Annotated in this window: 12 protein-coding genes; 1 reads left to right on the top strand and 11 read right to left on the bottom strand. The window is 36.4% G+C overall.

The features are described from left to right. Positions 1 to 9 precede the first annotated feature (9 nt). On the top strand, positions 10 to 807 hold the full coding sequence (proC, locus tag PRVXT_RS01865; protein WP_350344006.1) for a pyrroline-5-carboxylate reductase: 798 nt from the start codon (positions 10 to 12) through the stop codon (positions 805 to 807). Between the two features lie 323 nt (positions 808 to 1,130). On the opposite strand, the gene katG is transcribed toward proC, so the two are convergent. The 11 genes from katG to PRVXT_RS01810 all read right to left on the bottom strand — a co-directional run bounded on the left by katG (position 1,131) and on the right by PRVXT_RS01810 (position 13,364). After that, complete coding sequence (gene katG, locus PRVXT_RS01860; RefSeq protein ID WP_350344005.1) at positions 1,131 to 3,320, bottom strand: catalase/peroxidase HPI; 2,190 nt, start codon at positions 3,318 to 3,320, stop codon at positions 1,131 to 1,133. Positions 3,321 to 3,753: 433 nt separating this feature from the next. Further along, a complete protein-coding gene (locus PRVXT_RS01855) occupies positions 3,754 to 4,188 on the bottom strand; it encodes a Dps family protein (RefSeq protein WP_350344004.1) in 435 nt (144 codons plus the stop codon). 282 nt (positions 4,189 to 4,470) lie between these two features. Beyond that, positions 4,471 to 4,986, bottom strand: a complete 516-nt coding sequence (gene lepB / locus PRVXT_RS01850) for a signal peptidase I (RefSeq protein ID WP_350344003.1) — start codon at positions 4,984 to 4,986, stop codon at positions 4,471 to 4,473. 262 nt (positions 4,987 to 5,248) lie between these two features. After that, entirely contained in the window at positions 5,249 to 5,860 is a 612-nt protein-coding gene (locus tag PRVXT_RS01845) for a helix-turn-helix domain-containing protein (protein ID WP_350344002.1), read from the bottom strand. 374 nt (positions 5,861 to 6,234) lie between these two features. Continuing rightward, positions 6,235 to 8,148, bottom strand: coding sequence for a tetratricopeptide repeat protein (locus PRVXT_RS01840; protein ID WP_350344001.1), 1,914 nt, complete (start codon positions 8,146 to 8,148; stop codon positions 6,235 to 6,237). A gap of 366 nt (positions 8,149 to 8,514) precedes the next feature. Further along, on the bottom strand, positions 8,515 to 9,432 hold the full coding sequence (locus tag PRVXT_RS01835; RefSeq protein ID WP_350345085.1) for a PLP-dependent cysteine synthase family protein: 918 nt from the start codon (positions 9,430 to 9,432) through the stop codon (positions 8,515 to 8,517). Between the two features lie 10 nt (positions 9,433 to 9,442). Continuing rightward, the gene (locus PRVXT_RS01830; protein ID WP_350344000.1) at positions 9,443 to 10,546 is read right to left on the bottom strand and encodes an aminotransferase class I/II-fold pyridoxal phosphate-dependent enzyme; all 1,104 of its coding nucleotides are present in this window, start codon (positions 10,544 to 10,546) and stop codon (positions 9,443 to 9,445) included. A gap of 55 nt (positions 10,547 to 10,601) precedes the next feature. After that, on the bottom strand, positions 10,602 to 11,057 hold the full coding sequence (locus tag PRVXT_RS01825) for an S-ribosylhomocysteine lyase (protein WP_350343999.1): 456 nt from the start codon (positions 11,055 to 11,057) through the stop codon (positions 10,602 to 10,604). A gap of 1 nt (position 11,058) precedes the next feature. After that, on the bottom strand, positions 11,059 to 11,595 hold the full coding sequence (locus PRVXT_RS01820; protein ID WP_350343998.1) for a class I SAM-dependent methyltransferase: 537 nt from the start codon (positions 11,593 to 11,595) through the stop codon (positions 11,059 to 11,061). 253 nt (positions 11,596 to 11,848) lie between these two features. Next, positions 11,849 to 11,995, bottom strand: coding sequence for a hypothetical protein (locus PRVXT_RS01815; protein WP_350343997.1), 147 nt, complete (start codon positions 11,993 to 11,995; stop codon positions 11,849 to 11,851). Continuing rightward, positions 11,988 to 13,364 (bottom strand): GntP family permease, encoded by a 1,377-nt coding sequence (locus tag PRVXT_RS01810; RefSeq protein ID WP_350343996.1) that lies wholly within the window; start codon positions 13,362 to 13,364, stop codon positions 11,988 to 11,990. The genes PRVXT_RS01815 and PRVXT_RS01810 overlap by 8 nt, the downstream gene beginning before the upstream one ends.

The raw sequence follows: 13,364 nt of genomic DNA, 5'->3' as shown, positions 1-13,364 counted from the left end.
GGAGAAACTATGAAACTAGGGTTTATAGGATGTGGAAATATGGCACAAGCCATTATAAAAGGTATAATTGATTCTAAGTTATTACCCAAAGAGGACATTATTGCTTCAGACAACTTTGAACCATGCCTAGATAAAGCAGAAGAGTTACTCGGAATCCAAACAACAATTGACAATAAAAAAATAGTAGAAGACTGTGAAATAGTTATTTTGGCAATAAAGCCACAAGGTTATTTTGAGATAATCAAAGAAATATCACCGTCAACATCAAAAGATACAATTATTGTTACAATAGCACCTGGTATAACTTTAGCCTCTTTGGAAAAAGCTTTTTCTAAAGAAATAAAGATAATTAGAACTATGCCAAACACACCTTCAATTGTGAGAGAAGGCATGACAGCTATTTGCTATAATAGTTTAGTTGAAGATAACGAAGTAAACAAGGTGAAAGAGCTCTTTGAAGCAGTTGGCGCAGTAGAGATTGTGCCTGAAGACCTAATGGATGTTGTAGTTGCAGCTAGCGGGAGCTCTCCGGCATATGTTTTTATGTTTATTGAAGCTATGGCAGATGCAGCGGTTTTACTTGGAATGGATAGAAAGCAAGCCTACAGGTTTGCTTCTCAAGCTGTTATGGGTAGTGCTAAGATGTTAATTGAAACTGGTAAGCATCCTGCTGAATTAAAAGATATGGTTTGTTCTCCTGCAGGAGCAACAATAGAAGCCGTAAAAACATTAGAGTCATGTGAATTAAGGTCATCTGTTATAAAAGCTATGGTCAACTGTGCTAATCGTTCTAAGAGTATAACTTAAGCAATATAACATTTCTTATCTACTTTTTTAAGTATAGGAAACGTACGCAAAGCTCAACAAAATAAACCAGCACAATTAAATCCTAAGCTGGAAACCCGAATAGAATCTTCAACAGCTGATATAACAATGTTTATAAACAACTTACTTATCATGAATGTCATTCTGAGCCTAAAGCGAAAAATCTTGGGTTTCTTATAAAAAGAGGTCAGCCAAGCTATATGGCTGACCTCTTTTTATAATTCTTACTATCTGTCTATCAGAACATATTCTTTTTTTGATCATAGTATTTTTTATAGACCTCAGCCAAGAAAATAGTTATATCTTTAGACCTCAAAACGATCGGCATTCATAACCTTATTCCAAGCTTTTATAAAATCTTCCACAAATTTAAGTTGGGCATCGTCACTTCCATAAACTTCTGCAAAGGCTCTCAGCTGTGAATTTGAGCCAAAAATTAAGTCAACACGGGTAGCCATCCACTTTTTTTCACCTGTGGAGTGATCAATACCTTCATAAATATCTTGATTTTCACTAGTGGGCTTCCATTGGGTTTTCATATCTAGCAAATTAACAAAAAAGTCATTGGTCAATGCTTCCCGACGATCAGTAAATACACCAAATGGAGATCTTTTATAATTTGTGTCAAGTACTCTCATACCTCCAATAAGCACTGTCATTTCAGGTGGAGTAAGGTTTAATAACTGAGCTTTGTCAAGCAGTAACTCTTCTGGCTTAACTGAATACTTTTTATTTCGATAGTTCCTAAAACCGTCAGCAATTGGTTCAAGAACAGAAAATGAACTAATATCAGTATTTTCTTGTGTCGCATCTGTTCTTCCAGGAACAAAAGGAACTTCAACATCAACACCCGCATTTTTCGCTGCTTTTTCAATACCCACACAACCACCTAGTACAATTAAATCTGCTAAAGACACTCTTTTATTACCTTTCTGCTTTTCATTGAATTGCGACTGTAAATCTGTATAAACAGAGAGTATCTTGTCTAATTTTTCAGGTTCATTGACCTCCCAATCTTTTTGTGGAGCAAGTCGAATACGAGCACCATTGGCTCCTCCACGATAATCAGAGCCACGGAATGTCGATGCCGAAGCCCAGGCAGTTGCAACTAGATTGGACACACTTAATTCCGTATCTAAAATCATTTTCTTTAACTCTTTAATATCATCTTTTTCTACTATGTCAAAATCTACTTTAGGCACTGGGTCCTGCCAAATAAGTTCTTCTTTCGGAACTTCTGGTCCTAGATAACGAGAAATAGGCCCCATATCTCGATGGGTCAATTTAAACCATGCGCGGGCGAAAGCGTCAGCAAACTCTTCAGGATTATCATGGAACCTTTGCGCTATTGGCTTATATATTGGGTCCATCCTAAGAGCAAGATCAGCAGTTGTCATAATTGGGGGCTGCTTTTCCGAAGGATTATGAGCTTTTGGAATATTGTGCCCCTCCGGCTGCGCAGGCACCCATTGCCAAGCTCCTGCGTCACTCTTAACAAGATTCCAGTCGTATCCAAATAATGTTTTGAAGTAACCCATATCCCATTTTGTGGGCGTGGAATTCCATGGACCTTCAATACCACTGGTAATGGTATCATCACCTTTTCCAGTGCCATAACTACTTGTCCAACCAAGCCCCATTTCATGTATATCAGCCGCTTCAGGTTCCGGACCTACGTGGCTCGGACTAGCTGCCCCATGACACTTTCCAAAGGTGTGCCCTCCAGCAATCAAAGCCACTGTTTCTTCATCATTCATCCCCATACGAGCAAAAGTTTCCCTTACATCCTTGCCAGACGCCACAGCATCAGGAACCCCATTAGGCCCTTCAGGGTTTACATATATTAAACCCATTTGAACAGCGGCTAAAGGGTCATCTAATTCCCCATCTTCACTATACCTCTTATCTTCAAGCCACTTTGTTTCCTCACCCCAGTAGATATCATCTTCAGGCTCCCACACATCTTCACGTCCTCCGCCAAATCCTAAGGTCTGAAATCCCATAGACTCTAGCGCACAATTACCAGCTAATATCATTAAATCTGCCCACGATATGCCCTTTCCGTATTTTTTCTTTATTGGCCATAAAAGCCTGCGAGCTTTATCAAGGTTAGCATTGTCTGGCCAGCTATTGAGCGGTGCAAAACGTTGAGTGCCTGTTCCTGCACCACCACGACCATCACCTGTTCTGTATGTACCTGCGCTATGCCATGCCATACGAATAAACAATGGACCGTAATGGCCGTAATCTGCAGGCCACCAAGGTTGAGAATCCGTCATCAGCTCATGGAGATCTTTCTTGAGAGCTTCGTAGTCAATTTTTTTAAACTCTTCAGCATAATTAAAATCTTCCCCCATAGGGTCAACCTTATTTGAATGTTGTTGCAATACTTTTAAATTCAGCTGATTGGGCCACCAATCACTATTAGTTGTTCCAACATTTCTTTCTTTCCCCTTAGCCTTCGCCCCTGTTACGGGACATTTAACTTCTTCCATAGCCAACTCTCCTTTATTATTTTTTGTTAAGAATTATTCTTATTACAAATGTTACATTACGGCCCATTTCCTGTCAAGATATAAGTTCTAAATTATCAAAATCTTCCCACTCCCCCCCCTTGTTCTTCTTCCTTCTCCATATCATGCTTATCTCCTGACTCCCTATAACAAAGAGGTTAAAATCTTGAACAGGTTTTAATCTAATAGTGTATATGATTGTCAACATGTGTTTAGATACTTTAGTCACATATCATTTAGCAAAAATATTAATTGTTAGTTTTATAATAGGTGTAATATTATTTGTTTTTTAATCAAAATGAGTTGTTATTAAAAAATCATTTGGTCTAATTAAGCCTAACTCCTTAACTTTATCTATAAACAAAATAAAAGATACATGGAAATTAATTTCTTTCCATGTATCTTTATCAATCAACTAAGCCATCATAGATCTAATAAACCACAGATTTTTGCTATAACCTGCAACATGTTCTTCAAACTCTGCCACAGTCTCAAAATCCCCTTCTTCATCAGCTGTATTTCTAATTTCAGTTGCTAAATCTTTCATTTTTCTTAAATCATCTTGTAAAATATCAAGGACCTCATCTGTTGTAAATATGTCTTTATCTAGTTCTTTAATGGAGGCATTTTGGAGATAGTCAGATAGTTTCGCCAAAGGCTTTCCTCCTTGGATCTTGATAAGCTCTGCTACATCATCAAATTTGCCAAAGACATCATCATACATAGACTCAGTAAACTCATGGATTTGAACAAATTGCTTTCCTACTACATTCCAATGTAAATTATGTAACTTTACATTGATAACTGCTAAGTTTGATAAATATTCGTTTAATTTTTTGTGGTCTTTCATTTGAAATTCATCCTTTCGAAATAAATTTAACTACTTATTAGTAATTGTTCTTGTTAGTTTAATATTAGCATAATTCAACTCCTATTTCAATACTAAATAACAATTTTTTAGATTTTTTTACGGATTTGATTTCCTGAGATAAAAAGGAAGCTTCAAAGCTTAAATATAATTATAAAGATTACCCAGAAAACCTTTTGCTTGAGCAGTTTGAAATTAAAAAAATAAATACCCCAGCAAACAAAGGTTTTACTGAGGTATTTATTATCCTATTGTAGATCTAACTTAAGGGTTCAGCTTGCTAATTGGTATACGAAAAATGTATCTGCCGTTAATTTGTTCTAATGAAATCGCACCGATATTTCTGCTGTCTACACTGTTATTTCTATTATCACCCATTACAAAATAAGATTCTTGAGCTAAAGTAATAGGCCCGAAATTATCTTTAAAGGAATTTTTATTATAGGATTCCTGAACCTTATCCCCATTAATTAGTAACCTCCCATTCTTTACTTGAAGAGTTTCACCTGGAAGACCGATTACCCTTTTTATAATGTACTCTTCACCATTATGTAGTTTAGGTGTTTTAAAAACAACAACATCTCCACGCTCAATACCTCGACTAATTTTCTCAATAACAACAATATCACCTGGTTTAAGTGTAGGCTCCATTGAACTAGATGGGATGTACATTGCCTCAGCTATATTAGCTCGAAATACTAGTGCGATAACAAATGCTAATCCAATAGGTAAAATCCATTCACGAAAATACTTATTAATTTTTTTAATAATTATCTCCACCTTCTAATTCTGCAACATTGCAGTTTTATATTTACACAACTATTTTATAGGTTAAAACCATATTCCCCTACCTTTATAAGGATCACTGCCTCCAAGCTTCTAATAGTTACCCTCAATCTCGGATTAATTTTTGATTATTATAGATCCAATCCGTATGTCAATAATAAAATCTATAACAAAACCTCACATGGAGTAAAAGGCGTTTAGTTTAAAGCTGATATTACCGAACTTCCTTTTTTTAAAATAGTGAGGTTTTCATTTCTTATTTCATTCTTTTTTTGCATCTTTTACGCACATAAAAACAAATAAAAATGTAGATCATACAAAAAATCGGGAAAGCTATTAGCGGATACCATAATAACGGGTATGGAGCTACAACTCCAAACATTACAACATTGTAGATTAACGAAAGAGGTATAAATGATACCAACCAGATATTAATTTCCCAAAATTTACATCTTAGTTCTTTTTTCGTACTATCTGTAGCATTTATAAAACCCAAGCCATAAACCACGCACCCAAGAACCATAAAAATCAATCCGATAGCCGGTGCCCTTGCTACCTGTCTCTCATACCATAATGCAAATGCTGCTATTAATCCAATGGAATTAAGGGCCGTAGCCACAATAATGCTAAAATTTGTTTTTATTTTCTTCTCATCTAGTTTATCTGAGCTTTTTATCCCCTTCAGTATATAGTCTGTTGTCACATTAAAGTGCTCACTCATTAAAATCACCTTATCCAAGTCAGGGACACTTTGATTGCTTTCCCATTTAGAAACCGCTTGACGAGAAACGCCAATCTTATCTCCTAGTTGCTCTTGTGAGATTCCTTGCATTTTTCTTAAATTCTGTATTCTTTCTGCCATATCCATAGTAACCACTCCTTTCTCTTAATAGTATCATTATAGTAAAAAGTACGGATGCAATACCACCACCCGCACTTGGTTTCTTGTCAACTGGGAGTTGCAAGACTTATTATTCTGTATCGATTATGGAAACAACTGGCATGAGCGTCAACATCCCTTTTACTTTCTACATATAAGGGACTGTTCCATCAAAAAATTTTGGAAAAGTCTTCTCTTGTTAAAATTTCTATAATGTTTCACTGCATCTAAAGGGAATGTTCATTGCAGGCTCTATATCAAAAAGCACCCTATAGCTAAATGGGTTCCTTGCGAGCATCAGTGGAAAAATACCAGTCCATGCTAAAAAATAGAGGTATTTATATCAAGATCCCGAAATGTTATCAACTCCCTCCCGTTGGGTATACCTTTTCTATAGCCCGTTTCCATCCTAAATCTGCAGACTTTTTATAGCATTTAAACGCTTCTTCTTTGTTCACATATGTACCATAACCATATTCATAACAATTTCCAAGACTATATAGAGCCCTAGGATTTTTTGCTTTTGCTGCTTTAAAAAACCACTTATAAGCCATACTATAATCCTTGTCAACACCATCCCCATAGCAATAACACACACCTAAGTTATGTTGGGCATCAGAATTATTCTGGCTAGCTGCTTTTTTATACCACTTTACTTCTTCTGTATGATTTGTTTTTGTACCCTGTCCAAATCCGTAGCACAACCCAAGCTCATATTGCGCCACTGCCTCTCCCTTGTTAGCAGCTTTTTGGAAATATTCAAAAGCCATATGATAATCTCTTTTTACACCATATCCTCTTTTGTAAAACTGCCCTAATATCCTCTCGGATTTACCATCCCCATGTTCAGCCGCCCTTTTATACCAATTAAAAGATGCTTTGAGATTTTTTTCGACACCTGTGCCATTTTTATATAATAATCCAACATTTCTTTGGGCTTTTACTAATCCTTGTTCAGCTGCTTTTTCAGTCCACTTAAATGACGTTTCTAAATTTTTTTCTACCCCTTGGCCGTAGCCATATAAATATCCCAGTGCATTCATAGCATTAGCATAACCATTTTCTGCTGATCTTTTTATATGTTTATATGCTTCTTTATAATTTTTCTTGTCATGATAGTAAATCCCTAAATTATATTGACTTTCAGCATCTCTTTCCGTTAAAGCAATTACTTTTTCTAAAGCTGCTATTTCCTCTGTGTCCCCATATAAAATCTTTTCGTATTCTACTAACGCTTTATCCAAGTCTTTTTCCACACCTCGACCTAGTTCATAAGCTTCTGCCACTACATATTGGGCATTTTTGTATCCTGATTCTGCAAGACTAACAACTCTATTGCGGGCCAGCAGACTTTTTTGACTAAGAGCTTTTTGGTACCAATATAACGCTTTTTCTTTATCTTGTGGAACCAGCTTACCTTCTTCATAGACAATTCCTAGTTTAAACTGAGAGTTTAACTTTCCTTCTTCTGCTTCTTTGCTATTTTGTTTTAACTCCTTTAAAGACTCTATCACCTCTGATACAGATAATTCCCCTTGCTCTTTAGCTTTTTCATACAAATCTACAGACCGATCTATATCTGAACTTACATAAATACCCAAACGATAAAAATCTCCCAAACGTATAGTAGAAGGAGTATGCCCCTGAGAGTCTAATTCAATATGAATAGCATATGCTTCTTCTAAATTACCCTTTTTGAGCAAATCCTCTGCTCTATTGTATTCTTGGTCACAAATGGACTCTTCTATTTTTTCCCTCGTATGCCCATTTGTCTCAGCAGTAGGATTTAATACTGCTTGTTCTAACTCTTCTATTTCCTCAAACATACCCGGTGAAATGGATTCTTTGCCAAAAGTTAAAATAGCATTTTTTAAATCTATAAGGGTTTTGCTATTAAGGGAGATTCTATGAAGAGCTGTCAGATCCGTGGCATGTCCATAATTATTTCTTGCTATTCTAAGTTGATTTAACGCATTTTTTTCATTGCCTTCAAATTCTAATTCAATCTGATCATCGTACAATAATAGTGCACTAGCAAAAGTAACATCTATATCTTTTTTTGAATAGTTTCCATTATTCTTGTTTAAAAATGCATTATACTTCTCGAAGTTCTTATTATTCTTATTACTCCTATCTTGTGTATAAGCTATTACATAGGGTACTAAGTATTGCTCAAACCACTTCTCACCGTGCTTTTCACTAAGCTTATGCTCTACTAGATCTTGAAAAAACTTGTTTAACAGCAATAATATTCTTTCTTGTGTAGATAATATCATATTACCATCCTTTCTACCTGTTAACTGTATTTTCTATAGCGACGGTGCTGGGACAAAAAGAGCTCGGTAAGCGTATAGGCAATTTACCGGACAAACTGATACTATATAGGTTCAACTTATAACCTTTTTTTAATGCTTAGTATTACTTATTTAACAACAAACTGCTGTTTTCCTTCTTTTTGTTTCTTGACTTTATTATGGCTAGATAATACATGAAAAGAAGTGTGAGGCTTAAACACCTTGTCCTAAATATTAGGAGGAAATAGAGTATTGAAATATCAAAAGTCTGACCCCAAGATTTAAGACGAGCATCTATGAAGATACTCGTCTTAAATCTTGGGGTCAGACTACCTTGTCCCTGCCCCCTTAATCAAGGAGTCCTTGACTTAGGTATCTGTCACCTTTATCCGGCAAAACAGTTACTATCTTACCTTGAGTAATATTTTCCCTTTCAATTAACTTTTTAACTGCAGATACTGCTGCGCCCGACGATGAGCCTACAATTATCCCTTCTTTTAGGGATAACTCCTTTACACACTTAAAAGCGTTATCGTCACTGACCTTAATTACACTATCAATTAATTGAACGTCCATAGTCTTAGGGATAAAATCGTTCCCTATACCTTCAATCTTATAGTCACCGCAATCACCGCCGCCAATTATAGACCCTTCAGGGTCTGCTAGCACACCTTTTATGGTGGGACTTTTCTCTTTAAGGTGCGACATAATGCCACCGAAGGTGCCGCCTGAGCCGGCGCCGGCAAGAAAGTAATCAATATTTCCTTTAACCTGCTTTTCTATTTCCCTAGCAGTGGTATTAAAGTGAGCCCTAGGGTTTAAGGGGTTATTAAACTGATCAAAAACAAAAACGTCTTTTAATTCTTCCTTTAATTGTTCAATCTTTTCAAAAGCCCCTTTTAAGCCCTTAGATGAGCTGGTGTTAATGATTTTTGCACCTAAAGCTCTCATAATAGTTTGTTTTTCTACAGAAAACTTATCTGGCACCACAAAAACAACATCTAAGTTATAACGTTGAGCCGCTAGCGCAACGGCAATTCCTGTATTCCCAGCAGTGGCCTCAACTATGGTGGTCCCTTCTTTTATTAAACCTGCTTTAATACCTTCTTCTATTATCCAAAGTCCTATCCGGTCTTTAACAGATCCTCCTGGATTGAGAAACTCTAGTTTCGCATACACTTCCACCTCTGGTGGAAAACCTAAGTTCTTTAACATAAGCATAGGGGTATTTCCAATTAAATCAGTTATGTTATTTATAACTTTCATTTTCATTCACCTACAATGTTAAGTCTTTTAGTATATCGTCTATGTCCTCAACACCTACAGAAGCCCGCATCAATGTATCTGTAATTCCTAACTCTTTCCTTACATCTTCATCTACAGCTGCATGGGTCATTTGTGCTGGCACAGATATTAAACTTTCCACCCCGCCTAAGCTTTCAGCGAACGTAAAAATTTTAAACTTTTTAATTAACCTATCTAGGGTTTCTTTGTCCTTTACTTCAAAAGCTACCATACCGCCAAACTTCTGGGAGTTGTCTTGTGATTTAAACTTAGGGTGATGTATTTTAGTAACCCAGCTTTGAGCCTGTAAGTGTTCGATTACTCTTTCAGTATTATAGATATGTCTGTCCATTCGCAAAGGCAAAGTTTTTATGCCCTTAATTAACAACCAGCTGTCTTGAGGTCCTAAAATAGCACCAACAGAGTTTTGAATAAAGTGAAGTTTTTCAGCTAATGACTTTTTATTAACAGCTACCAGACCAGCTACTAAGTCACTGTGTCCTCCTAGGTATTTTGTTGCACTGTGTAGTACTATATCTGCTCCTAAATTCAAAGGTTTCTGTAGATATGGAGTCATAAAGGTATTATCTACAATTAATAGTAGGTTGCTCTCTTTAGATATCTTAGCAATAGAGCTAATGTCAGTTACCTTCATCATTGGATTTGAAGGAGTCTCAATAAAGATTGCTTTTGTATTAGGTTTTATCGCTTCTTTAACATCCTGTAGATTACTAGAATCGACGAAAGAGCTTTCAATGCCAAAATTTTTAAACACATGATTTATCACTCTATGGGTTCCACCATATAAATCATCGCCAAAGATAATATGGTCACCGGAGTTAAAAAGCATTAACACAGAGGATATAGCAGCCATGCCGGAGCTAAAAGCAAATCCATCGCTACCTTCCTCTAAATCGGCTATTAGCTTTTCTAAAGCTTGCCTTGTTGGATTGCCAGTACGGGAATACTCAAACCCTTTGTGTACCCCAGGGGCCGATTGAGTATAGGTTGATGTCTGGTAAATTGGTACAGTAACCGCTCCTGTATGTTTGTCTCCATCTATTCCACCATGTATAACTAATGAATTAAATTTCATATTTATCATCCTTTCATTTCTAATTTAAAATTTATGAGCTATTAAGTGCTAAAAGTTACGCTTGGTACTTATTTTTGAAAGCTTTCAGCAAATCTTTTGCATATTCCTGCGCTCCAAAAAGGGACAAATCCCTATAGTTGCCACATTGAACTGGATTGGCTGCTGGAATTTCTTCAGCCATTGTAACTTTCTCTAACGCATTAATTAGCGCTTTAACGACTTCATCTTCCGTTACGTCACCTATTAAGATTAAGTAGAAACCTGTACGACAACCCATAGGTGAAATGTCCACAACATCAGCTATTTCTGACCTTATAAAGCCTGCCATTAAATGCTCCATCCCATGTAAAGCTGCTGTAGGGATAGCCGTTTTATTAGGCTGGACAAAACGGAGATCAAACTTTGTAATCATGTCCTTTTTTGGTGTAATAATCTGGCCACACTTCCTTACAAAAGGGGCTTCTACCTTTGTATGATCCATAGTAAAGCTTTCCACTACAATATCCTTCATGTTAATCTCTCCTTTGCGCTGTAATTACCCAAACAAACTCATTCATCTTTTTAGTGTTAAATTGGAAATTAAAATCCTCAAATATTGACGTAACTGACTCCAGCAACTCGTAATATTCGCTATTTAAATCTTCAAGTAGATTAAACTGTCCATTTTTCTTTACTGAACTATATAGCTCTTTTTTGTACTTTGCCGATTCAAACATAGTATCAGCAATGACAATTCTACCACCTGGATTGAGATGTCTTTTTAAATACTGAATCGCTTGCCTTTTCTCTGATAATGTCAAATGATGAAAAGCATATGAAGACACTATATTATCAAATTTTATAGTTAGTGTACTGGAGATGTTTAGAAAATGGCCGTTGTAAATTTTTAAATCTGAATTTTTTTTAGTAGCCAATTTTCTCATTTCAGTTGAAGGTTCAACCCCAATGACACTAGCGCCACTATCTATTAGTTTATCGGTCAGATTTCCTGTTCCCACACCTATTTCTAAAGTTAGTCCAGCCTTTAGATTAGCACAAACCTCTGACAAAATACCGTTATAGTTTTCAAAGACCTTACAGTACTCACTTTCACCGCTATAAACAGTATCATCATAACTACCTGCCCATTGATCAAAAACCTCATTAAACCTAGAAATTTTAAAAACCTCCCATCCATTCTATACAATCCATATATGTTTAATAGGGATATTCTATCAATAGATTGCAACCTTGTCAAATGGCAAACTATTGTTTTTAGAAAAAAGCAGATAACACTGTCAATCGATGCCATGGTAAAGGCCTTTAGTGCACATCACTTATAACAAAAAAAGGAACAAGGCTTAAACGCCTTGTTCCAAATAAGCTAATCATACTTTTGTAGCATCTTTTAGAAGTTCCAATACTATTTTGATTACGTTTCCATTTGTCTATATTTATAACTTTATCCAAAAATACCGTTAAGCACTAGCAAGCAAACAAAGCCTACAGCCCATGCAATTGTAGTTGTTACTGACCATACTCTTATTTGCTCTTTTACGTCTTTGATCCCAAGCGTGCGGTTAACAACCCAGAAATAGCTGTCGTTGAAATAGGAAAACACTAACGAACCAACGCAAGCTGCCAATGCGGCAAACACAGGGTCCACTCCAAGACTATCCACCATTGGGGCAGTGATACTAGCTGCTGTTAACATAGCAACAGTACCGCTACCTTGAATCAATCTAACCATTGAAGCGATAGCAAAGGGCACTAAAATTCCTGGTATTCCAATACCGGCTAACCATAGTGCTATTTCTTCACCTAAACCACTTTCGCCGATAATTCTACCTAACGCTCCACCACCACCGGTTACTAAAATGATAATACCGGCAGATTTAATACCTTCTTCCATATTTTCAAGTGTTACTTCTCTTGTAAACCCTTTTGCTAACCCAAAAATTGCAATTAGAAGACCTATTGCAACAGCTATAACAGGGGCTCCTAGAAATTCAATCATCGGATGTACAAAGTTTTCTAACTCGTTAATATCTGCGTAAGCTGTCATTGTTGTATTAACTAAAATTAAAACAATTGGTACTAAAATAGGTAATATAGACATAAAAAACGAGGGCAATGTTTTATTGTCATCCATATCTAGATTGCCATAGTCAGGCTGCTGAAATTGCGGCCTTATCCATTCCCCTTCCTTGTCTCCCGGAAGCTGATAAATCTTTTTGCCTACCCAACTGCCATATACCATCCCCGCAGCGGTCATGGGCACAGCTAATATAAGTCCCCATAACAGAATGCTTCCGATGCCAACCCCAAAAATTGCAGCAACACCTACAGGACCTGGAGTAGGGGGAACTAAGGAGTGAGTTATAACAAGCCCCAACGCCAAAGCAATACCAAGGGAAATAACTGATTTTTTTATTTTCCTAGAAATAGCTTTGGCTAGCGGCGAAAGAACAACAAACCCTGAATCACAAAAAATTGGAATAGAAACAATAAATCCAGTCAATGCCATGGCGATTTCCTCTCGACCCTTACCAAGCATTTTAGTAAAAGTTTTTGCCATTCTTTCTGCAGCACCGGACATTTCAAATATCTGTCCCATCATAACACCAAAACCAATAATAATACCGATATTACCTAAGGTTGTTCCGAAGCCTACTTGAATATGTTCCACTACTTCACCAGGCGCTACTCCATTAGTAAGTCCAATAATTGAGGCTGAAATTATTAGAGCCAAAAACACATGAATCTTTGTCTTTAAAATAAATACAAATAGTAGCACAAGACCTAATAAAAGACCTAAAATTCCAAAAGATGTAGACAT

Source organism: Proteinivorax tanatarense (assembly GCF_040267685.1).
Taxonomy (GTDB): Bacteria; Bacillota; Proteinivoracia; order Proteinivoracales; family Proteinivoracaceae; genus Proteinivorax; species Proteinivorax tanatarense.
Note: the sequence above shows the minus strand (reverse complement) of the source record. Positions and strands in the feature narration are given on the sequence as shown.